Origin of the sequence: Leifsonia sp. NPDC058230, from assembly GCF_042882245.1 — a bacterium.
Classification (GTDB): domain Bacteria; phylum Actinomycetota; class Actinomycetes; order Actinomycetales; family Microbacteriaceae; genus Leifsonia.
This window is the reverse complement of sequence record NZ_JBHVWM010000002.1, coordinates 161,013-181,980: the sequence shown is the minus strand read 5'-3', so window position 1 is coordinate 181,980 and position 20,968 is coordinate 161,013. Positions and strand designations below refer to the sequence as shown.

General features: G+C 66.1%; 22 protein-coding genes, 1 tRNA gene and 1 other RNA gene. 14 read left to right on the top strand and 10 right to left on the bottom strand.

Annotated features, from left to right (window positions below; genetic code table 11):
• Nucleotides 1–23: 23 nt before the first annotated feature.
• On the top strand, nt 24–764 hold the full coding sequence (locus ACFVV0_RS06495; RefSeq protein ID WP_387059994.1) for a tyrosine-protein phosphatase: 741 nt from the start codon (nt 24–26) through the stop codon (nt 762–764).
• Nucleotides 765–825: 61 nt separating this feature from the next.
• Nucleotides 826–1,362: a DUF5666 domain-containing protein gene (locus ACFVV0_RS06490; RefSeq protein ID WP_387059991.1), complete on the top strand. Its 537-nt coding sequence runs from the start codon at nt 826–828 to the stop codon at nt 1,360–1,362.
• A gap of 6 nt (nt 1,363–1,368) precedes the next feature.
• Here the strand turns inward: ACFVV0_RS06490 and ACFVV0_RS06485 are convergent, their stop codons facing one another.
• Complete coding sequence (locus tag ACFVV0_RS06485) at nt 1,369–2,040, bottom strand: SIMPL domain-containing protein (RefSeq protein WP_387059988.1); 672 nt, start codon at nt 2,038–2,040, stop codon at nt 1,369–1,371.
• Nucleotides 2,041–2,164: 124 nt separating this feature from the next.
• On the opposite strand from ACFVV0_RS06485, the gene ssrA reads away from it, so the two are divergent.
• Nucleotides 2,165–2,558: a transfer-messenger RNA gene (gene ssrA / locus ACFVV0_RS06480) on the top strand.
• Between the two features lie 67 nt (nt 2,559–2,625).
• Here the strand turns inward: ssrA and ACFVV0_RS06475 are convergent.
• Nucleotides 2,626–4,980 (bottom strand): arylsulfatase, encoded by a 2,355-nt coding sequence (locus ACFVV0_RS06475; RefSeq protein WP_387059985.1) that lies wholly within the window; start codon nt 4,978–4,980, stop codon nt 2,626–2,628.
• A 322-nt stretch (nt 4,981–5,302) separates the two neighbouring features.
• Here ACFVV0_RS06475 and ACFVV0_RS06470 point away from each other — a divergent pair, with 322 nt between their 5' ends.
• On the top strand, nt 5,303–5,791 hold the full coding sequence (locus tag ACFVV0_RS06470; RefSeq protein ID WP_387059982.1) for a hypothetical protein: 489 nt from the start codon (nt 5,303–5,305) through the stop codon (nt 5,789–5,791).
• A gap of 143 nt (nt 5,792–5,934) precedes the next feature.
• Here the strand turns inward: ACFVV0_RS06470 and ACFVV0_RS06465 are convergent, their stop codons facing one another.
• Nucleotides 5,935–6,654, bottom strand: coding sequence for a potassium channel family protein (locus ACFVV0_RS06465; RefSeq protein ID WP_387059979.1), 720 nt, complete (start codon nt 6,652–6,654; stop codon nt 5,935–5,937).
• A 70-nt stretch (nt 6,655–6,724) separates the two neighbouring features.
• Here ACFVV0_RS06465 and ACFVV0_RS06460 point away from each other — a divergent pair, with 70 nt between their 5' ends.
• On the top strand, nt 6,725–7,015 hold the full coding sequence (locus ACFVV0_RS06460; RefSeq protein ID WP_387059976.1) for a hypothetical protein: 291 nt from the start codon (nt 6,725–6,727) through the stop codon (nt 7,013–7,015).
• On the opposite strand, the gene ACFVV0_RS06455 is transcribed toward ACFVV0_RS06460, so the two are convergent.
• The gene (locus ACFVV0_RS06455; protein ID WP_387059973.1) at nt 7,012–8,034 is read right to left on the bottom strand and encodes an adenosine deaminase; all 1,023 of its coding nucleotides are present in this window, start codon (nt 8,032–8,034) and stop codon (nt 7,012–7,014) included. The genes ACFVV0_RS06460 and ACFVV0_RS06455 overlap by 4 nt on opposite strands.
• 110 nt (nt 8,035–8,144) lie before the next feature.
• Between ACFVV0_RS06455 and ACFVV0_RS06450 the strand changes: the two genes are divergently transcribed.
• Nucleotides 8,145–8,594 (top strand): DUF2809 domain-containing protein, encoded by a 450-nt coding sequence (locus tag ACFVV0_RS06450; protein WP_387059970.1) that lies wholly within the window; start codon nt 8,145–8,147, stop codon nt 8,592–8,594.
• Here ACFVV0_RS06450 and ACFVV0_RS06445 read toward each other — a convergent pair.
• The 3 genes from ACFVV0_RS06445 to ACFVV0_RS06435 are packed head-to-tail and all read right to left on the bottom strand — an operon-like array spanning nt 8,497 to nt 11,599.
• Entirely contained in the window at nt 8,497–9,477 is a 981-nt protein-coding gene (locus ACFVV0_RS06445) for an NAD(P)H-quinone oxidoreductase (protein WP_387061732.1), read from the bottom strand. The two genes, ACFVV0_RS06450 and ACFVV0_RS06445, sit on opposite strands and share 98 nt — an antisense overlap.
• Complete coding sequence (locus tag ACFVV0_RS06440; RefSeq protein WP_387059967.1) at nt 9,477–10,721, bottom strand: ABC transporter permease; 1,245 nt, start codon at nt 10,719–10,721, stop codon at nt 9,477–9,479. The genes ACFVV0_RS06445 and ACFVV0_RS06440 overlap by 1 nt, the downstream gene beginning before the upstream one ends.
• A 2-nt stretch (nt 10,722–10,723) precedes the next feature.
• Nucleotides 10,724–11,599, bottom strand: coding sequence for an ABC transporter ATP-binding protein (locus ACFVV0_RS06435; RefSeq protein ID WP_387061730.1), 876 nt, complete (start codon nt 11,597–11,599; stop codon nt 10,724–10,726).
• A gap of 152 nt (nt 11,600–11,751) precedes the next feature.
• Between ACFVV0_RS06435 and ACFVV0_RS06430 the strand changes: the two genes are divergently transcribed.
• On the top strand, nt 11,752–12,123 hold the full coding sequence (locus tag ACFVV0_RS06430) for an ArsR/SmtB family transcription factor (RefSeq protein WP_387061728.1): 372 nt from the start codon (nt 11,752–11,754) through the stop codon (nt 12,121–12,123).
• A gap of 10 nt (nt 12,124–12,133) precedes the next feature.
• Nucleotides 12,134–12,610: an SRPBCC family protein gene (locus tag ACFVV0_RS06425; protein WP_387059964.1), complete on the top strand. Its 477-nt coding sequence runs from the start codon at nt 12,134–12,136 to the stop codon at nt 12,608–12,610.
• 7 nt (nt 12,611–12,617) lie between these two features.
• Here ACFVV0_RS06425 and ACFVV0_RS06420 read toward each other — a convergent pair whose 3' ends face one another.
• Nucleotides 12,618–13,418 carry an inositol monophosphatase family protein gene (locus ACFVV0_RS06420; protein WP_387059961.1) on the bottom strand — a complete coding sequence of 267 codons (801 nt, stop codon included), beginning with the start codon at nt 13,416–13,418 and terminating at the stop codon, nt 12,618–12,620.
• Between the two features lie 96 nt (nt 13,419–13,514).
• Here ACFVV0_RS06420 and ACFVV0_RS06415 point away from each other — a divergent pair.
• Nucleotides 13,515–13,587: transfer RNA gene (locus ACFVV0_RS06415), tRNA-Lys, on the top strand.
• Between the two features lie 105 nt (nt 13,588–13,692).
• Here ACFVV0_RS06415 and ACFVV0_RS06410 read toward each other — a convergent pair.
• Nucleotides 13,693–14,199 carry a GNAT family N-acetyltransferase gene (locus ACFVV0_RS06410; protein WP_387059958.1) on the bottom strand — a complete coding sequence of 169 codons (507 nt, stop codon included), beginning with the start codon at nt 14,197–14,199 and terminating at the stop codon, nt 13,693–13,695.
• A gap of 123 nt (nt 14,200–14,322) precedes the next feature.
• Between ACFVV0_RS06410 and ACFVV0_RS06405 the strand changes: the two genes are divergently transcribed.
• The 3 genes from ACFVV0_RS06405 (at nt 14,323) to ACFVV0_RS06395 (ending at nt 16,355) form a co-directional block, all read left to right on the top strand.
• Nucleotides 14,323–15,183 carry an HIRAN domain-containing protein gene (locus ACFVV0_RS06405; protein ID WP_387059955.1) on the top strand — a complete coding sequence of 287 codons (861 nt, stop codon included), beginning with the start codon at nt 14,323–14,325 and terminating at the stop codon, nt 15,181–15,183.
• 64 nt (nt 15,184–15,247) lie between these two features.
• Nucleotides 15,248–15,559 carry an AAA family ATPase gene (locus tag ACFVV0_RS06400; RefSeq protein WP_387059952.1) on the top strand — a complete coding sequence of 104 codons (312 nt, stop codon included), beginning with the start codon at nt 15,248–15,250 and terminating at the stop codon, nt 15,557–15,559.
• A 16-nt stretch (nt 15,560–15,575) separates the two neighbouring features.
• Nucleotides 15,576–16,355, top strand: a complete 780-nt coding sequence (locus ACFVV0_RS06395; RefSeq protein WP_387059949.1) for an SDR family NAD(P)-dependent oxidoreductase — start codon at nt 15,576–15,578, stop codon at nt 16,353–16,355.
• Here the strand turns inward: ACFVV0_RS06395 and acs are convergent.
• Nucleotides 16,339–18,408: an acetate--CoA ligase gene (gene acs / locus ACFVV0_RS06390; RefSeq protein WP_387059946.1), complete on the bottom strand. Its 2,070-nt coding sequence runs from the start codon at nt 18,406–18,408 to the stop codon at nt 16,339–16,341. The genes ACFVV0_RS06395 and acs overlap by 17 nt on opposite strands.
• A gap of 170 nt (nt 18,409–18,578) precedes the next feature.
• Here acs and ACFVV0_RS06385 point away from each other — a divergent pair, with 170 nt between their 5' ends.
• Both ACFVV0_RS06385 and ACFVV0_RS06380 read left to right on the top strand, forming a co-directional pair.
• Nucleotides 18,579–19,775, top strand: a complete 1,197-nt coding sequence (locus ACFVV0_RS06385; protein WP_387059943.1) for an ROK family protein — start codon at nt 18,579–18,581, stop codon at nt 19,773–19,775.
• Nucleotides 19,772–20,947 carry a Gfo/Idh/MocA family protein gene (locus tag ACFVV0_RS06380; protein WP_387059940.1) on the top strand — a complete coding sequence of 392 codons (1,176 nt, stop codon included), beginning with the start codon at nt 19,772–19,774 and terminating at the stop codon, nt 20,945–20,947. The genes ACFVV0_RS06385 and ACFVV0_RS06380 overlap by 4 nt, the downstream gene beginning before the upstream one ends.
• Nucleotides 20,948–20,968 lie beyond the last annotated feature (21 nt).

The window sequence follows — 20,968 nt, the reverse complement described above, 5'->3', positions numbered from 1 at the left end:
TCGGAGATGACAGACTGGTGTCCATGACCAGCACGACCAACCTCATCCCCGTCGCAGGCACCTACAACTTCCGGGATGTCGGGGGTTACCCGGCTGCGGGCGGCACGATCCGATCCGGCAAGCTGTTCCGCTCAGACGGACTCCACTCGATCGGCGAGGCCGGCAAGGAGAAGCTGCGCGAGCTCGGCGTGAAGTACATCGTCGACCTGCGCGACGACTTCGAGATCGAAGCGGCCCCCGACGATCTCGACGGTCTCGATGTCGAGGTTCTGCACCTGCCGGTGTTCGAAGGTTCCGGCGCCTCCCAGGCGACGATCGGAGCGACCATCGCCGACCTGTACGCGAAGATCGTGCTGCAGCACACCGACGTCGTCGCGAAGGCCCTGCGCGAGATCGCGGACACCCGGGATGCGGGCGTCGTCGTGCACTGCACCGCGGGCAAGGATCGCACCGGCATCGTCGTCGCGCTCGCCCTGCTCGCGGTCGGCGTCGATCGCGAGACGGTCGTGGCCGACTACGCGCAGACCGAGGGGAACCTGCAGGGCCCGTGGCTCGAGAAGATGCTCGAGCTGGTGCGGAACCACGGCGTCGAGGTCACGCCCGACATCCGTGTGATCATGGGCGGGAGTCCGCCGGAGGCGCTCGAGGGCGTGCTCGATCTCATCGACAGTGAGCGCGGCGGCGTGCACCAGTACCTGCTCGACGCAGGAGTCGACGAGATCGAACTCGCAAAACTCCGTTCCGTCCTGGTCGACCCAGCCTGACCCCCCGGATTCATAACCACCTCACAGTGTGATCGACGCCTTTCGGTGCTTCGATGGGGATATGGATGGGAATCAGCCGGAGTACAGGCCGGCCCCGCAGCCGCCGCCGACGACGCCCGCGCAGCCGGAACCGTTCTATCGGCAGCACGGGCTCGCCTTCGCGATCGCGACGGGAGTGCTCGCCCTTGTCGTACTGCTGGGAGGAACCGCCGTCGGCACCGTCGCGGTGACCTCCCTGGTCCTGCACGCCGGTCACTCCCAGGCGTTCCGCGGCGGGGGCATCCCCAGGGCGCCTGAACCGCAGCAGCGCGAGGGTGACGTGATCCGCGGAACGATCGCCTCGGTCTCCGGGAGGAGCTGGAGAGTCGAGACGGTCCGCGATGGTGCGGTCACGGTGAAGCTCACTTCGTCGACGGTGTTCGGCGCGCCCGGTGCGCCGAAGAGCGCTGCCGACTTCTCGCCGGGCGACGAGGTGGCGGTGGCGGGGAGCCGCAACGGAGACACGATCACGGCGACACATGTGGTCGCCATACCGCACGAGCTCCAGAGGCCACCGTCGCGGCCGGGATCGCCGCAGACACCCGGCGACGGAGGCTGAGCCCGGTCAGGAAGCGGCGAACCGCGCGTGCACCTGCACGGCGATCGTGATGTCCTCCGGCTTGAGCGCGAGGGTGCCGCCCCCACCCAGGTCGGTGGATGCGGCCCGCGCGAACAGGGGCTGCGGCGGCTGGCCCGGCGAAGAACCGTCGCCGAGCATCCCGGGGTCGCTCAGCGCGAGCGGCTTGACGCTGCGGAGACCGAGGCTGGTCGCATAGACGGTGGCCTTGGCGACGGCGTTCTCGACCGCACGGCGTCTGGCCTCCTGTACGAGGGTCTGCTTGCGCGCTTCGGTAAGGGCCCAGACGACTCCGGCGATGCTCACGCCGTCGAGCAGCGACACGACCCCGACCCAGTCGGAGAGGGCGGCGAGGTCGCTGAACTTCGCATCGAGCCCGACCTGGGCGTGGAAGACGATCGGCAGCTGTTCGCCGCTCTGGTTCCAGGGCCGCTCGCCCCACACCCGGAGCTGGTCGGACGCCCACCATGTGACCGGACCCGACTGGGGGTTGTGGATGTCGCGCAGCTCGCTGACGAGGGAGGCGTGGCGCTGCGTCGCGAGCGCGAGGACCTCATCCCGCTGCTCGCCCTCATAGGAGATCGTGAGACGCACGGTGCCCCGCTCAGCCGGCTGGTGCAGTTCGTACTCGCCCTGGACTGTGATGATCGTGTCGGCCATTCCTCGATCGTGGCATAGAACGAACACCCGCGGTGTTGTATTATTGGAAGCTCGCCCTAGCGGCGATTGTAAAGAGAAAATTCAACAGCGCGTGACAGTGACCCGGCCTCTGAGGCCGTCGCATGGGGATGATCGGTTTCGACATTGACTGCGAGAGTGTGAGAAGCGGGTCGAGGATGCAGACTTATCTCGTAAACGATGTCTGCAAAACAATAAGTGCCAATTCAAACCGCACTGTCTCTGCCAAGGTAGACTTCGCCCTCGCGGCGTAAGTTCCTTCGCAACTTATAGAGACCGTCAGACCGGGAATGCTCTCTACCCGGATCCTGGCGTAATTTAGAGAGATTGCTTCTATGTTTCGTCTGAGGGCATAGAGGGACTTCAACTGAGACTGGGCTCGTCGGATTAGGTGCCAGTGGCAAATTCCGGAGCCGAGTAGAACGCCTGCACTGGCTACACCCGTAGAAGGCATATGACCACAGCAGTGGACGGGGGTTCAATTCCCCCCATCTCCACCATCAGGTCGCTGTCACGCGTTGCTTGAAAACCGCGGAATCACGCGGACGTCGGGGCCGTGCCCAGACTCTACTGGTGGCGCATCGCTGCGGCCAGCCACTCATCCGGGTCGAGGAGGTGGCTGTGGTCGTCGAGGCCGAGGTCGATCTCGGCCCAATCGATTCGTGCCGTGAAACGGCCTTGCGGCACCGTGTAGCCCTCATACGCCGGCATCCCGGTGTCGATCCCCACATCGAGTCCCTCGTCGAACGAGAAGTACATCGGGTGCGTGCGTTCGACCTCGGCGGTCCCGACCGCCGAGCCGTCGATATATATGGTCACCGTTCCGCCACGGCCGATTCCTCCGCCGGCGTAGGCGAACTCGGCGCGCACTTGGTGGGTGCCGGCGCCGATCGCCTGGTCGGACAGTGCAGTGCTCCGGAGAAGTCCGCAGAAGTTGTAGTGGAAGCCGAGCTTGCCGCCTTCGGCGAAGAACGACCATCCTCCGGTGCGGCCGCCCTGGGCGAGGATCGCGCCGTCGACATCACCGCTGTCGGGGACGACGAGCTGGGCGGTGGCCGACCAGGAGCGGTTCTTGACGTTGATCGCGACGTTCTCGTTGAGCCGCTTCATGCCTTCGTGCAGACGCAGCCTGGTGCCTGCGACGAGAGTCGGCCGCCCTGCGAACTCGGGGTTCATGCGCTGCGCAGCCCGGTCATCCATCGGGATCACGTTGTACCGGGTCGCCTCGATGAGGAACAGCTGCTGCAACTCGGCGAGCTTCTCCGGGTTGGATTTCGCGAGGTTGTTCGACTGGGTCCAGTCCACCGTTGTGTCGTAGAGCTCCCAGACGTCGTCCGAGAAATCGGGGGCCGCACCGACCACATCCCACGGCGTGCGGTGCTTCGTCTGCGCCGTCCAGCCCTTGTGATAGATGCCCCGGTTGCCCATGATCTCGAAGTACTGGGTGTGGTGTCGCTCGTCCGCCTTGCCGTCATCGAAGGTGTACTGCATCGAGACGCCGTGCATCGGCACCTGCGTCACCCCGTTGACAGTGTGCGGCTGCGCCAGACCGGCGAGATCCAGGATGGTCGGGGCGATGTCGATGACATGGTGCCACTGCTCGCGCACTTCTCCACGCGCCGCGATTCGGTTCGGCCAGTGCACGATCGTGGCATTCCTCGTGCCGCCGTAGTGGCTGGCGACCTGCTTGGTCCACTGGTACGGAGTGCACATCGCATGCGCCCAGCCCACCGCGTAGTGGTTGTAGGCCTCGGGGCCTCCGATTTTGTCGAGGTTCTCCTGCCAGAACTCGACACTCTCATACTCGGCTCCGCCGTTGGCCGCGGTCGAGAGCATGAACGCGCCTTCGAGGCCGCCTTCGGCTGAGGCGCCGTTGTCGCCGATGATGTAGATGACGAGGGTGTCGTCGAGGATGCCCAGGTTCTCGATGGCGTCGACGACCCGGCCGGTGTGGTGGTCGGCGTACTCGAGGAACGCCGCGTAGACCTCCATCTGATGGGCGAGGATCGGCTTGCGCTCATCCGGAACCTCGTCCCATGCGGGGATGCCCGCCGAGCGCTCCGTGAGCACAGCATCCGCCGGGATCACGCCGAGGGTCTTCTGACGTGCGAAAGTCTGCTCCCGCAGCGCATCCCACCCGTCGTCGAACTCGCCCTTGTGCTTGTCGATCCAATCCTTGGGGACGTGATGGGGAGCGTGGGTCGCACCCGGAGCGAAGTAGACGAAGAACGGCTTGTCCGGAGTCAACTCTTTTTGTTGGTTGATGTACTGGATCGTCTTGTCCGCGAGGTCGGGCATGAGGTGGTAGTCGGGGTCGAGCGGCGGTTCGATCAGCGAGACGCCGTCGACGAGAGCGGGAGTCCACTGGTTGGTCTCGCCGCCGATGAACCCGTAGAACTTCTCGAAACCGCTGAACGCGGGCCAGTGGTCGAACGGGCCGGTCGGGCCGCTCTCCCACACCGGAACCTCGTGGCATTTGCCGAACTGTGCCGTGTTGTACCCGGCCTGCCGCAGGATCTCGGGCAGCGGAACGCAGCTGTTCGGACGGGTGGAACGGTACCCGGGCGCGGGCGTCGCGGTCTCCGTGATCTGTCCCATCCCCACCTGGTGGTGGTTGCGGCCGCTCAGCAGTGCCGCCCTCGTCGGCGAGCAGATCGCGGTGGTGTGGAAGCGGGTGTACCGCAATCCTTCGCCGGCCAGTCGCTCGGCCGTCGGCATCGGCACCGGACCGCCGAACGCGCTCGACGCGCCGAACCCGACATCGTCGAGGAGCACCAGGAGCACGTTCGGTGCTTTCTGCGGTGGCCGCTTCACCTCGATCGGTGCTCGCTTGGAGTCGAGCTTCTTTTCATCCATTGTGATCGGGCCGACATAGACCTGATCAGGCAACGGAAGAACGGCACCCGGCAATACTTCTGACATAGCCCACCCCTAGCTTCAGAAACCAACCGCAGATGGAACGTCTTTGACCCACCCGCACGGTTTCGAGCCTTTCATACGAGCGTCACAGTGGCAAGAAGGCCACCCGTATCTGAAGGCGGGGTCGGTGACGCTTCGACTTAAAAATCTAGGATGTTTCGTCTAAGATACGTTGAAGGGCGAGTCACCGGAGCCGTGTCCGTTCAATGATGAAAGAAGATTCGAAGCGTGCAGTTTCGAAGAAGGTGGAGTTGCAGCGTGAAGAATCGAGTGAACACACCATCACCAATCCCGCGCCCGCTTTCAGCAACCCACTGATCCGCACATGATCGGATTCCTGCGCTTCGGCCTGCTTGCGTGCTGCATAGTGGGGAGTCTGATTGGCTGTAGTGGGTCGGCGGCTACGCCGGTCCACTCCACCATCGAGCCTTCGACTTCGGCACAGCAGAAGGATGCACTGCAAGACGGGGGCGTCAGCTGGGACGAATACCAGGCGGCATTCAATGCCTACCGGGCATGCTTGATGCGCGAAGGCTACGAGCTTGTAGATCCTCAGGTAAAGGGGGATCTGATGGACTTCGGGGTTCCGGGTGCTGCCGTAGATTCGGGTGCCGATGACCGGTGCTATGACTTCAACTGGGCGCACGTCGATCAGGTCTGGCAGATCGCTCACGAAGACACGTCAGAGTCCGCTCAGATAATTGCGAACTGTCTCCGAGAGCATCGAATCGAGCCCTCGAGTATGTACGGCGATAACCTCGAACTGCTCGAGAAGAACGGGATCGACATCGCTGATTGTCCCGTCAATCGCTGACTCCGCAGGACTCCGATGGCGCCCTTCTCGAGCAGCCACCTCGCAATCGGCATCGTCGCAGGCTGATGCCAACGACGAGATTCCCTTTGCCCGCCTCGTGCTACGGGTGGACGCCTGTCCACGTGTATGAGTGCCGCTGAGGTTCAGCCGGTCGGTCGAAGCTCGCGGATCATCTCTTTCAGCTCGATGAGTTCGCGACGCAGGTCTTCGACTTGTTGCTCGGTCGCGGCAGCCGTCAGCGTGTTCTGGTCGCTGACGCGCTCGACGATCCAGGAGGCAAGTGTGGCAGTGACGACGCCGATCAGGGCGATGCCGCCGATCATCAGTCCGACGGCGACAATTCGCCCGGTCAGCGTGACGGGGAAGAAGTCACCATAACCGACGGTGGTGATTGTGACGAACGCCCACCAGATCGCGTCTGGGAAGTTGTCGATTCCGCCGGCGCCGCTCTCCGCGTCATATACGGCAAGGGCACCAATGAAGATCGTCAGGAGTGTCGCTCCGACCGTGTAGATCACAACTCGTCCACGGAGCATGCTGCCAGCGCCGCGACCGATGATCGCGAGGACGGTGAGAAAGCGCATCAGGCGGAGGGGGCGCAACATAGGCAACACGACGATCGCAAGGTCGAGGAGATGTCGGTAGAACCACCGCCATCTGTTCTCGGCGATGACGAGCCGGGTGAGGTAGTCGGTGGCGAAAATCACCCAGGTCGCCCACAGGACGAACTCGCAGATGACATCGACGACCCCCTCTGGGTGGGCGATGATCTGGATGGCGTATGCAGAGAGGAAGAGCGTGGCGGCGATCGTGAGTGGCCATTCGACGGCCCCGTCCCACTTCGCGATGCGTGTCCCGTACATGTCGCGATTATCCCAGCGCAGCCGAGCCCTTGTGTTCGAGGCATGGCGCTCCGGCCCCTAGGCTGTCAGCGTGCCCGCCTCGCCGACCTCACCCCGCATCGAGCTCACTCTGGTCAAGCCGTGGCTGGGCTGGTATCCGAAGCCGACCGTGGTGTTCGGCGGGCACGGGCATCCGGCGCAGTGGGGAACGGGCACCTGGCAGATCTCCGCTGACGAGCCGACGACGATCAGCGTGTACCTCTACAACCGGATGTGGAGGTTCGGCGCGGCGGAAGCGGTCGTGGGCCCGGAGGCGCCATTGAAGCTGGTGTATCGCGCGCCGTGGCTGCCGTTCCTCCGCGGGCGGCTGACCCCCGCCTAGGCCCGCCAGGCGTCGAGCTCTGCGAGCAACTCGGCCACGCGCTCTTCGGGCGCGAACGAGGCCGTCAGGGAATTGCGGGCGTATCGTCGCGCCTCCGCTTCGGTCATGCCCAGCGCATCCCGGACAGCGATGAAGTTGTCTCCGAGATAACCGCCGAAGTAGGCGGGGTCGTCGGAGTTGATCGTCACACGAACACCGGCGGCGTCCAATCGGCGGAGGGGATGCGCGGCGAGCTCGGGCACGGTGCGCAGGCGAACGTTCGACAACGGGCAGATCGTGAGCGGGATGCGGTCGCGGGCGAGTCGATCGACCAGCCCCGGGCTCTCGGCCGACCGGATCCCGTGGTCGATACGTTCGACCTCGAGGAGGTCGAGCGCCTCGAGCACGTACTCGGGCGGCCCCTCCTCGCCGGCGTGCGCCACCGCGTGGAGTCCGGCATCGCGTGCCCGCGCGAAGACCTTCTCGAACAGGGCGGGCGGATACCCCACCTCGGCCGAGTCGAGACCGACGGCGATGATGCGGTCCGACCTCTGCAGCGCCGCCGTGAGGGTCGCCTCGGCTTCCTCGACCGGCCGGTCACGGAGGAAACTGAGGATGATCCCGCTCGTCACACCGAGATCGCGCTCCGCCTCGTCGAGGGCCGCGGTCATACCGCCCAGCACCGTTTCGAGGGCGACACCGCGGCTCGTGTGGGCCTGGGGATCGAAGAACGGCTCCACGTGCCGAACACCCTGGGCGGCCGCGGTCGCGACGTACCGCCTCGTGAGCTCGGCGAAATCCGCCTCGGTGCGCAGCACATCCAGCGTCTCGTAGTAGAGGTCGAGGAACGACTGCAGGTCGCTGAAGTCGTACTGCCTGCGCAGGTCGTCGACCGTGTCGTATGGCAGGCGGATGCCGTTGCGCGCGGCCAGCTCGAACGCCAGGTCCGGCTCGAGCGTTCCCTCGATGTGGAGATGCAACTCGGCTTTGGGCAGCGCGTAGAGGGCAGCATCCGACGGGGTCGCGGGTGTATCGGTCATGCAACGATCCTCGCATCCGGCAGCCCCGTTGTCCGTCTCGAGGCGGATGCGGGCGTGCCGGCGCCTTCGTATCGTGGGAGAGCGCGAACCGGCGCGGAATGCGAGGGCGGATGAGCAGGCGGGCACGAGCGGCGATCGCGGCGGCGGGCATCCTGGTCGCCGGATTGCTCGTGCACGGTCTCGTCGGGGGATTCGTGGGTGGCTTCGCCGGCGATGCGCTCTATGCGGCCCTGATCTACACGCTGATCGTCGTGCTGGCTCCGCGGTCGCGGATCGTCGTGGTCGCGATCGTGGCGACGGTGTTCTGTGCGGCGATCGAGCTCCTGCAGCTCACCCCGCTGCCCGCCGCACTGTCGCGGTCGGTGCCGGGTGCCTCGCTCGTCGTCGGCTCCACATTCCAGTGGATCGATCTGGTCGCGTATGCGGTGGGGATCGCCATCGTGGCCGCGGTGGATGCGTGGGTCAGTGGAGCTGCAGCAGGATCTTCCCGAGGTGGATCGACGACTCCATCCGCAGGTGAGCCTGAGCCGCATCCTCCAGCGGGAACACCGAGTCGATGACCGGATGCAAGCGGCCCGCCTCGATCAGCGGCCAGACGTGTTCGCGCACGGCGGCGATGATGGCGACGCGCTCGTCCAGCGGTCGGGCACGCAGGGTCGTTCCCCAGATCCGCGCCCGCTTGCGCATGAGCACGCCCATGTCGATGGTGCTCGGCGCCGAGTCCCGATTGGCGATCGACATGATGCGACCTCCCGTCGCGAGCGCTTCCAAGTCGCGGGCGATGTAATCACCGCCGACGATGTCGAGCACGACGTCGACGCCGCGCCCTCCGGTGAAGTCGCGCACGACTGCCACGAAGTCGTCGACCCTGTAGTCGATAGCGGCTTCGGCCCCGAGCCCGCGGCAGAACGCCACCTTCTCAGGGCCACCGGCCGTCGCCAGCACGCGGGCGCCGAAGGCCGCGCCGAGCTGGATGGCCATCGAGCCGATTCCACTGGAGCCGCCGTGCGCGAGCAGGACCTCGCCCGGCTGCAGCTGGGCGAGTTGAAAGACGTTCGACCAGACCGTCGCCGTGACCTCGGGCAGGCCGGCCGCGTCGATCAGATCGACTCCGGGCGGGACGGGAAGAACGAGGCCGGCGTCCACGGTTGCGTACTCGGCGTATCCACCGCCCGGCAGAAGCGCGCACACCCGATCGCCGATGGCCCACTCGCTCACGGATGCGCCGACCTGAACGATCTCACCCGACACCTCGAGCCCGGGCCAGGGTGCTGCTCCCGGCGGCGGCGCATAGAAGCCTCGGCGCTGGGAGAGGTCGGCGCCGTTGAGGCCCGCGGCTTTGACGCGGATCAGGACCTCCCGCTCGGTCGGCACGGGTTCGGGAACTTCGACCAGCCTCAAGGCGTGGGCGTCTCCCGGCGTCGGTACGGCGATCGCTCGCATCATCGCTCCGTCTGCAGGTCGGCTGCGGGTCGGCGACCGAGCACATCCCGGATCTTGACCTTGTTCGTGTACTCGATCGAGCCGTAGCGGAACAGGCGAACCGCGAGTCGCAGCACGATCGCGGCGAGCACGAACAGCTCGAGGATGATGATGATCGCCTGCCAGACCGGCAGGCTCCCGAAGGCGTTCAGGATCAGTGCCGTGACGGGAGCCGTGTACGGGAAGTACGCGAGTACCTGCACGATCGGCGACTGCGGCGAGCTGATGGCGTAGCCGCCGGCGTAGAGGGGGATGACCAACGCGAAGATGACGACCGAGAACACTGGGGCCGCATCCTTCGCCGTCGGCATGATCGCGCCGATCGCGACCAGCGTGCCGGTGAACAGCGCGAATCCGCCGATGAGGATGAGCGCGCCGATGATCATCCGCGTCGGGTCGAACACCAGCCCGGACAGATCGAGTTCCGGGATGGCGAGCTGCGTTCGGAAGAACAGGTAGCCGGCGATGACGGGCAGGGAGAACACGATCATCTGGATGATCCCGATCAGGAACAGCGAGATGACCTTGCCGAGCAGCAGGCTCGTCGGATTGATCGTGGTCAGGATCATCTCGGTGACCCGGTTCTCCTTCTCCTCCAGCGTCGAGTTGAGCATCTGATTGCCGAGGAACACGAACACGACGAAGAAGATGACGACGAAGAAGAGCGGCGGGATGATCGCATCGAACCCACCGGACACCGCGCCGTTCTTGAACGTGGTCGTCGTGGTCGACACCTGGTCGCGAAGCACGGCCACGTAGGTCGCTGAATCGACGCGCTGCTCCACGCTGGACGAGAGGAGCGACTGGGCGACCGACGAGTACTTGCCGTTCTGGAAGAGTCCCGAGTCGGCGCCGTAGACCTCGACCGACTCCTTCGCGGGGTCGGCGGGATACGCGAAGAAGGCCTCGGTGCTGCCCGACTTGACGGCGTCGATGCCCGCGGCGTCGGAGGTGATGCGCTCGCCGCCGAACTCCGTGGCGATGCCCTGGTCGATCAGGCCCGACGCATCGGTGTACTGGAACGCGAAGCGGGCGTCCTTCTGCGCATCGGCGGTATTGGCCGTCGAGACGTTGGATGCGACGATGAGCGTGATCAGGCCCACCATCACGATCGGGATGAACAGCGTGATCGCCCAGAAGCGGCGCTTGCTGACGGTGCGCAGGAATTCGAAGGAGATGACGGTTCCGAGGTTGTGCTGGGACATGGTCAGACGAGCTCCCTGTTCTCGGCTCCGTACACTTCGACGAAGATGTCGTCGAGAGATTTGCGGGTGGGGGTGAACCGGGCGACATCGAGGCCCGCGTCCAGGAGCCCGCGCAGGATGCTGGCCGGGTCGGTGTCGTTCGCGACCTCCAGCACGGCGTGACCGCCCTCATCCTGAGCGACGGTGTAATCGGGGGAGCGCGGGATCGTGCCGTCGTGATCGACGAGCACGATGGTCCCGCCGAACTGCTCCTGCACCTCGGCGACGGTGCCGTAGGCCCGCGAGACGCCGTCTTTCAGCAGGATCACGCGGTCGCAGAGCCGCTCGACCTCTTCCATCTGGTGGGTGACCATCATCACGGTCGAGCCGGCGGCCTTCTGGTCGTCGATGATGTCCATGAGCAGGCGCCGGTTGACGGGATCGAAGCCCTTGGTGGGCTCGTCGAGGATGAGCAGCTCGGGGTCGTTCATGATCGTCACGCCCAGCTGCACCTTCTGCTGCTGGCCGCCGGAGAGCTTGTCGAGCCGCACCTTCTCCTTGTCGCCGATCCCGACGCGCTCGAGGTATTCGCGAGACCAGTGGCGGGCCGTCTCCGTCGCCATCCCCTTGAGCCTGCCGAAGTAGACCATGACGTCGATCACGGACTCCTTCTTGTACAGCCCGCGCTCTTCGGGGAGGTAGCCGAGCCGGATGCCCGCCTCGGGGCTGAACGGACGGCCGTCGATGTGAAGCGTGCCACCCGTCGGCTGGTAGATCCCGAGCAGGGCGCGGATGGTCGTGGTCTTGCCCGATCCGTTGCTGCCGAGGAAGCCGAAGGTCTCACCCCGCTCGATGTCGAAGGAGAGGTCGCGGATGACGGTCGTGCGGCCGAAATCCATGCGGAAGTGGTCGATGTGCACGAGGGGAGGCGCGGAAGGGGTGCTCACTGTCCCCAACCTATCGACAGCCGAGCCGGGCAGGAACCCTTGACACGAGCATCCGGTCGAACTAACGTATTCAACGCAAAGGTTGATAAAGGAATTGGTTGAACATGGATGAGGTCGGCGGGGTCGAAGATCGGCTCGACAGGGCGTTCCAGGCGCTCGGCGACCCGGTGCGGAGGGCGATCGTCGCCCGCCTCAGCCGGGGGCCGGCGACGGTGAACGAGCTCGCCGAACCGTTCGCGATCACCACACAGGCCGTGTCGCGGCACATCCACGTGCTCGAAGAAGCGCAGCTCGTCACCCGCACCAAGGAGGCTCAGCGTCGCCCGGTGCACCTGAACGCAGACGTGCTCGAAGAGCTCACCGCGTGGATCGACGAGTACCGGCTGATCCATGAACAACGATTCCGCTCGCTGGATGCAGTACTCGCCGAACTCGACGAACCCGGGCCCGGCGACCACGCCAAGGAAAAGGAATGAGGAAACGATCATGAGCAACGCACTCCGCGTCACCGCACCTGAGGGGCTCCCGTACGTCGAATTCGTCCGCGAGTTCGACGCACCCGTCGAGAAGGTCTTCCGTGCCCACAAGGACCCCGAGCTGTACAAGCGCTGGGTCGGTCCGCGCGGTTACGAGATGGACCTGCAGGAGTACGACTTCTCGACCGGCGGCGGCTACCGCTACGTGCACAAGGACGGGCAGGGCGGCGAGTACGCCTTCCGCGGCGTGTTCCACGTCGTGCGGGACAACGACTTCGCAATCCAGACCTTCGAGTTCGAGGGGTACCCGGATGTGGTCAGCATCGAGTCCATCAAATTCGAGGACCTCGGGAACGGCCGCACCCGTCTCACGGGAAAGGCCGTCTATCCGACGCTCGAGGCGCGCGACGGCATGGTCTCCTCCGGCATGGAGAAGGGCATGACCGACGGCTACGATCAGCTCGAGGAGCTCACAGCGACCCTGTGAGCCGCGCTCAGGCGAGCGCCGTCAGCAGCGCGTCGTGCAGAATGCCGTTGCTGGCGAGCGAGGACCCGTTGCCGGGGCCGGCTTCACCCGTCACAGAGGTGAACCGGCCCCCGGCCTCCTCCACGATCGGGATGAGCGCGGCGAGATCGTACGTCTTCACGCCGAACTCGCCCACAGCATCGAGGAGTCCCTCCGCCAGCATCATGTACGACCACATGTCGCCGTATGCGCGGTCCCGCCACACGGTGCGCGTCAGCGCGATGAGGCGATCGAGGTAGCCGGCCTCATCCCACTGCGCGACGCTCTGGAAGCTGAGGGATGCGTCGGAGAGCTCGGCGACGCCGGACACGCGCAATCGCCGTGGCTCGCCACCGTTCTCGGAGAGCCAGGCGCCCGCATCCCTCGCCGCCCACCACCGTTTGCCGAGGGCGGGCGAGGAGACGACCCCGAGGACGGGGACGCCGTCGACGGCCAGAGCGATGAGCGTGCCCCACACGGGGACCCCGCGGAGGTAGTTGGCTGTCCCGTCGATCGGGTCGATGATCCATTGCCGAGGGGAGTCGCCCTCGACGCCGTACTCCTCGCCGAGAATGCCGTCGGAGAGTCGCTCCTTCGAGAGTGTCTCCCGGATGGCCCGCTCAACCGACAGGTCGGCCTCGGTCACGTGCGTGCGGTCGGGCTTCACGTCGATGTGCAGTTCGCGGCTGCGGAATGTGCCGATGGAGATCGCGTCGGCGGCATCCGCCAGCCGGAGTGCGAGAGCGAGATCGTCGGCGAGAGAAGCGCTGCTGGCGCTGTCGAAAGTCACCCTCCGAGCCTATCGGGAGCCGACGGATGCTCGATTGGCGTAGGTCCCGAAACTGATGCTAATGTTGAGCCTCGGTTCGGGTGTCCGAATCGAATCGCACCTCTAGCTCAATCGGCAGAGCAACTGACTCTTAATCAGTGGGTTCTGGGTTCAAGTCCCAGGGGGTGCACCGAAAACCCCGGTAGATCTCGCCATCTACTGGGGTTTTTATTCGTTTCCGCTCCGGACTTGTGCAGCTTGCAAGCCCGGCAGGACGTGCTGGCACTCGGGTTACCTACCGAGACGGGCCATCCGGCAGTCGAGTCATGCGCAGCTCACGAACTCCGCCTTCGACTTTGCTCGTCCCATCGAAATCGAACCCGTGTTTACGATAGAACGCCTGCGCGCGAGGGTTCGGATCCGCAACCCACAACGCAACGGAGTCCCGCGGGTCAATCACTGCCGACAAGAGTTCAGCACCCGCGCCCTGACCGTGAACCGCGGCATACGTGTAAAGCACGTACAGCTGCTTCTCCCAGGCCGGGCCTTCAGGGGTTGCCGGTCCGGCCATCGCAACGCCTACGATTTCGCCGTCGAGGATCGCGGCCGCTACGGCATGCCGGGTGAAGCGCGCGTCTGTGAGTGCCGCCGTCCAGAACTGCTCGCGACGAATGATGAAGCTGGGATCGTCGAGGACCTCATCAGCCATCAATCCGCGATAGCTCTCGCGCCACGACTCGACGTGCACTCGTGCGAGTCCTAGCGCGTCGGCAGCGCTCGCGGGACGCACAGTGAACTTCATCGCAAGATCCTAAGCGCGGCAGAGTCTCGGCCGAGAGTCGATTGCATTGGTCCCGAACCACTTGAGTGATGCGTTACCTGTGTCGTCGAATGCCGATAACATTCCGCTAAACGAGGAGGAAACGTGGCTGGACTATTCACTCGATTGCTGGGCGGCGGCGACACGCTTCCGGCAACGCAGCAGGCCGTTGCCATCGGGAGTGGGTGGCCTGACATTGAGGTCGAAGGCGAAGCGTATCGCCGGGCCGAAGTGTCCCGCCTCTTCCTCGGAATTGGGAGGGCGGAAGGCGGCGTCACGATGCAGCAAGCGCAACTGGTGCCCGAACCAACGAACCAGTACGACCGTAACGCAGTGAAGGTAGTCATCCGCGGCGAGCACGTTGGGTACGTCCCGGCCGATTTCAGTGCTCGGGTCGCATCAGCCTGCAAGCGCCTCACTCGCGGATCCGTAGCTGTCGTTCCCGCTCGCGTTTGGGCACGCGTCGACGGGGGCACCTGGAGAGCGCGTGTCACTTTGGCCTTCACTGGAACGTCAGAGGATGAGCAGGACTACGCCGCGCAGCGCGTCGAGATGGAAGAGCGAGACGCCCAGAGAGCAGCAGACATCGCGCAGAAGGCAGCTGTGCGCGAGACTCGGGAGTCGGCGAAGCTCGCGCGCCGGGGAGCCGGCACCGTGCGGGGTGAGTACTGGACCACCTGGAAGCCGTCGATCGCGGAACTGAAGCGACAGCAGCGGTTGGAAGAAGCTCGAAGCTTTCTGGCCGAGTGTCGCGAGGCAGCGGCCCGTGAATCAGCGGTTACTGGCGAAGTGGCAGACCCATGGCCCACAGAACAGTTGGCTGCCGTTGTTCGTCGACTGGGGGACCGAGTTGGCGAGCTAGCGATTCTCGAGGAGTACATCGTTGAGTGCGGCGATCGTGCCGTGCCCGATTCGATTGTTGCGAAGGTAGCCAAGGCGCGACTGGCAAACCAGATTTCATCGTGATCCAGCTAGTTGACGCTGCGGCATAGGCACCGGTGTTGAACGGTCCTCGCCGGTACCGTGAGCCGTGCGCGTTGCCCGCTTACAGATCAAGAACTTCGGGAACCCGCCGAACTTGGACGTTGCCCTAGGAAGAAACTCCGTCGTTGTAGGCGAGAACAAGTCGGGTAAGAGCAGCCTGGTAAGAGCGCTCCGTCTGGTTCTCGATCCCACGCTTTCCGCGACTGAGCGACGTCTCACCGCCGCTGCGCGTCATCGCCACGGATCGACGGTCTCGTTGCCTGCAGCGCCTCGTGTGAAAAGTGCGGTTGTGCGCGCTGGAACCGCACGTTTCGCACGAGTCGATTCCGTCGCGCGCGTAGACGGCGGGAGGCGCTGAGCCATACGCTCGGCCCATGGATCTGGGACTCGCAGGCAAGCGCGCCGTCGTCACCGGCGCAAGCAAGGGCATCGGACTCGCGATCGTGCGCGGGCTCGTCGCTGAGGGCGCACACGTGGTCGCGGGGGCCCGGACGATCACGAGCGAGCTCTCCGAACTTATCGAAGAGGGAAGCGTCGAATTCGTCGCCGTCGACCTCTCCGATGCAGGAGGCGCCGAACTGCTGGCGGACGCTGCAGGGTCGGGCGTCGACATCCTCGTGAACAATGTCGGCCTCGCCAAGACCCGGGTGGGTGGCTTCCTCAGCGTGACGGACGAGCAGTGGTACGCATCCCTCGACCTCAATCTGATGGCCGCCGTGCGCACGACGCGGGCGCTTCTGCCGGGGATGCTCGAGGCCGGTCACGGCACGATCGTGAACACCAGCTCGGTCAATGCGTTTCTCGCCGACCCCGACGTCATCGACTACAGCGCGGCCAAGGCTGCGCTGACGAGTTTCGCCAAATCACTGTCGAAGGAGTTCGGAGCTCGCGGCATCCGGGTCAACAGTGTGTGCCCAGGACCGGTAGAGACGGCCTTGTGGCTGGGGGAGGGCGGCGTCGCTCAGACGGTCGCGAACGCCACCGGGCAGCAGCCGGAGGATGTCGCGCGCGGGGCAGCGGCGGCCTCCGTGACCGGCCGGTTCACGCATCCCGAGGAGGTCGCCGATGTGGTGCTCTGGCTGGCCGGGGAGCGCGCAACGAACATCACGGGCGTGACGGTGACCATCGACGGCGGGCTCATCTCGACGGTGTGACCGACGCCAGCAGCTCCGCGATCTGGCGGGGCACGGTCTCGTCCTGCAGCGAGGTGGTGTCGCCGAGCGGGCGGTGCTCGAAGAGATCGACAAGGAGACGGCGCATGATCTTGCCCGAACGGGTCTTCGGCAGGTCGGGAACGAGGATGATGTCGCGCGGCTTGGCGATCGGCCCGATCTCGTGGCTGACGTGGGCCCGCAGGATCGCGGCGAGCTCGTCGCGATCCGACTCTGCGACTTCGCGGGAGGGGATGACGAAGGCCGCGATCGCCTGACCGGTGGTCCCGTCGCTGACGCCGACCACCCCCGCCTCGCCGACTGCCGGATGCGAAACCAGCGCCGACTCGATCTCGATCGTGGAGAGACGGTGGCCGGAGACGTTGATGACGTCGTCGATGCGGCCGAGGAGCCAGATGTCCCCGTCATCGTCGTACTTCGCTCCGTCGCCGGCGAGGAAGTAGCCGCGGTCGGCGAAACGGCGCCAGTACGAGTCGAGGTAGCGCTGGGGATTGCCCCAGACCGTGCGCGCCATGGACGGCCAGGTGCCGTCGATCACGATGAGGCCGCCCGACCCGTTCGGAACCTGATCGCCGTTCCCGTCGACGATCCGCACGGTCACGCCGGGGATGGCGCGCGTCGCCGAGCCGGGCTTCAACGTCGAGAGACCGGGCAGGGGAGCGACGATCGCCGAGCCGCTCTCCGACTGCCACCAGGTGTCCACGATCGGGGCCCGGGATGCGCCCAGCTGCTCGCGGAACCACATCCAGGCCTCGGGGTTGATCGCCTCCCCGACGGTGCCGAGCAGGCGGATGCTGGAGAGGTCCCACTGCGGGGGCACCCCATCCGGGAACCAGGTCATGAAGGTGCGGATGAGCGTCGGCGCGGTGTAGTAGGTGGTGACGCCGTAGCGTTCGATGATCTCGAGGTGGCGAGCCTCGTGCGGTGTGTTGGGGGTGCCCTCGTAGATCACCGAGGTCGCGCCGTTGGCGAAGGGACCGTAGAGCACGTAGGTGTGGGCGGTGACCCAGGCCAGATCGGCGGTGCACCAGTAGACGTCGGAGTCTTTTGCGTCGAAGAGAGCCCAGTGGCTCCACGCCGCCTGGGTGAGATAGCCGCCGGTGGTGTGGACGACGCCCTTCGGCGTTCCGGTCGTGCCCGAGGTGTAGATGATGAAGAGCGGGGTCTCGCTGTCGAAGAACTCGGGCGTGTGCTCGGTGGATGCGGTCTCCACCGTTTCGTGCCACCAGACGTCGCGGCCCGGGGTCCACGGGATATCGGGGGTGAGGTCACCGGTGCGACGCACGACGAGCACGTGCTCGATCCGATTTGCGCCGGAGACCGCTTCGTCGGCAGCGGCTTTGACCGCGACGGCCTTTCCGCGGCGGAACTGGCCGTCCGACGTCACGAGCAGCTTGGCGCCGGTGTCCTCGACCCGGAATCGCAGCGCCTCGGCCGAGAAGCCGCCGAAGACGAGCGAGTGGATGGCGCCGAGCCGCGCGATGGCGAGGGTGACCACGACGGTCTCGGGGATCACCGGAAGGTAGACGACGACGCGGTCGCCCGCGCCGACGCCGAGGGCCTCCAGGGCGTTCGCGGCCTGGGCGACGCGACGCTGGAGGTCGGAGTAGGTGATGGTCTCCCGGTCGCCCGGCTCGCCCTCGAAGTGGATCGCGACGCGGTCGCCGTTGCCGGCCTCGACGTGCCGGTCGACGCAGTTGACGGCGGCGTTGAGCCGTCCGCCCTCGAACCAGGTCGCCTTCGGCACCGTGAGGAGCTGCTCCCCGTCGGCGTCCAGCTCGCCGGTGTCGCGCGCCGGCTCCCACGTGTGAGCCGTGGTCCAGCGTTCGGACCAGTCGAGCCTGTCGGCCTGCCGCTCCCAGAAGGCGACGGGATCGGCGGCCTGCTCCCAGACATCCGGCCCGACATTCGAGTCGGCGGCGAAGTCGGGATTCGGTGGGAAGACCCGGGTCTCCCGGGAGAGGTTCTCGATCGTCGACGTCACCGATCGGACGATACCGGGATGCGCGCGCGGGTGTCGGAGTCGACGTCTCATTACGAAACGAACGCCCGTCCAGCCGCGCGTGCCCGACCGCTCGGCGCGCAATACGCAAACTGCTTTACTTCTATCTGCGAATCGCTTGACCCTGTGAGCCCAGCCGTGCTTTACTGACCGCTAACAATTACGAAACGTAGTTGCTTTGTAACAGTGATGGAGCTGAACCGATGGCAGTCGTCGATCGCACCCAGGAGCCCGAGGCCCCGCGCCTGCGGGCCGGGAACGCCGCGCGGTGCGCGCTGGCGCTCCGGGACGGCGGCCGGGCGACGGTCGCGCAGGTCGCCACACGCACAGGACTGTCGCGGCCGACGGTCGAGGCCGCACTGCTCCAGATGAGCGAGCGGGGCATCGTCCTCGAGGTCGAGGAGCACACTCTCGGCGGCCGAGGGGCCGGACGGCCGGCTCGCATCTACGAGTTCGCGGGCAATGCCGGGTACGTGCTCGGCGTCGACGTCGGCATCCACCGCATCCGGGCCGCGCTGGCGGACCTCGCGGGCACGATCGTCGCCTGGACCGACGAGCCTGTCGACGAAGCCGTCGTCGGAGCGGGTCGCATGCTCGGCGTCAAACGCATCATCGACCGCTGCCTCGACGAGAGCGGAATCGACCGCACGCGACTCGTCTCGATGGCTGTCGCCGTCTCGGGTCTCGTCGGCGAAGACGGACGGCTCGTCGTGTCCCGCAATTTTCCCGACTGGGAGGGCGTCGACATCGCCGGACACCTGCGGGCCGAATTCGGCTGCGAAGTGACGGTCGAGAACGACATGCGGCTCGCCGCCCTCGCCGAGCACCGGATGGGGTCGGCCCGGCTCATGAACGACGTGCTCTACTTCTTCGCGGGGCACCGCATCTCCATGGGCCTGATCATCGGCGGACGGCTCCGCCGCGGCAGCCACAGCGCCGCCGGTGAGGTGGGCGATATCGTCTTCTCGAAGCAGGTGAACGAGCGGGGCCAGCTGCGCTGGTCGAGCGCCGAGTCGGGCGAGGACGTGTTCCGCCGCGCGGCCGAGGGGGATCCCGAGTCGACGGACGAGGTCGAGCGTTTCGTCGGCGGGCTGGCCACCGGCATCGCGACGGTCACGATGGCGATCGACCCCGACGTCGTCGTGATCGGTGGCGGCCTCTCCCGGGCGGGAGATGCGCTGCTCGGGCCGCTGCGCCGCGCTGTCTGGGCCGCGATCCCACTCCCCATCAGGCCGTCGATCATCGCGTCGGAGCTCGGCGCCGAATCGGTCGTGCTGGGTGCGGTGGCCCTCGCTTTTCTCGAGTCGGCGCACCGCGTCTACGGAATCGCCGACGTGGCGGAGCCGCACATCGATGTCGCCGGCGCGCGGGCGCTGGCAGAAAGGGTCGCCCAGGCATGAACCACGAGGAAACGAGCCGGACGCTGCAGCTCGCCGTCATCGGAGCGGGCGCGCGGTCGGGGATCGCGCAGCACGCCGTGAGGTCGGGAAGCGGCACGGTCGTCGCCGTCGCCGATCCCAGCGAGGCGTCGCGGGAACGGGCTCGCGCATCCTTCGGCGACCGGGTGGCCCTGTTCTCCGACCATCGAGAGCTGCTCGCGAGCGGGATGCGCATCGACGCGGCCTTCGTGACGTCACCCGATCACACGCACGCGGAGATCGCGATCGACCTGCTGGGCGCCGGGGTGGCGGTGTACCTCGAGAAGCCGCTGGCGATCACGGTCGAGGATGCGGACGCGATCCTGGAGGCGGCCGCCGAGAGCGGGAGCAGGCTGTACGTCGGGCACAACATGCGCCACATGGGCGTCGTGCGATTGATGCGGGACATCATCCAGCGCGGAGACATCGGCGAGGTCAAGGCCGTCTGGTGCCGGCACTTCGTCGGCAACGGCGGCGACTACTACTTCAAGGACTGGCACGCCGAACGGGCGAAGTCGAACGGTCTGCTGCTGCAGAAGGGTGCGCACGACATCGACGTGATCCACTGGCTGGCCGGTGGGTACACGACTCTCGTCACCGGGATGGGCGACCTCTCGGTCTACGGGGACATCGCCGACCGTCGCGACAACTCCGATCGCACGATGCCCGAGTGGTTCTCGTTCGACTCCTGGCCGCCGCTGAGCCAGACCGAGCTGAACCCGGTGATCGATGTCGAAGACCTGTCGATGGTGAGCATGCGCCTCGACAACGGCGTGCTCGCGTCGTACCAGCAATGCCATTTCACGCCGGACTACTGGCGCAACTACACCGTCATCGGAACCGAGGGGCGCCTGGAGAACTTCGGCGACTCGGAGGGTGGAGTGGTGCGGGTGTGGAACCGCCGCACCACCTACGACCCGGCGGGCGACGTGGAATACCGCGTGCGCGGAGACAACGGCGGCCACGGAGACGCAGACCGTCGCACCGTCGACGAGTTCGTCGACTTCGTGCTGAACGGATCCCCGACCGAGACGTCGGCGATCGCAGCCCGCAATGCGGTGGCGACAGCCGTCGCCGCGACCGAGTCCCTGCGTGACGGATCGAAGCCGCGGGCCGTGCCCGCAGTGAAGGAACGGGTCGCGCTGAAGCTGTAGCGACCAGGATTCCTGGGCCGG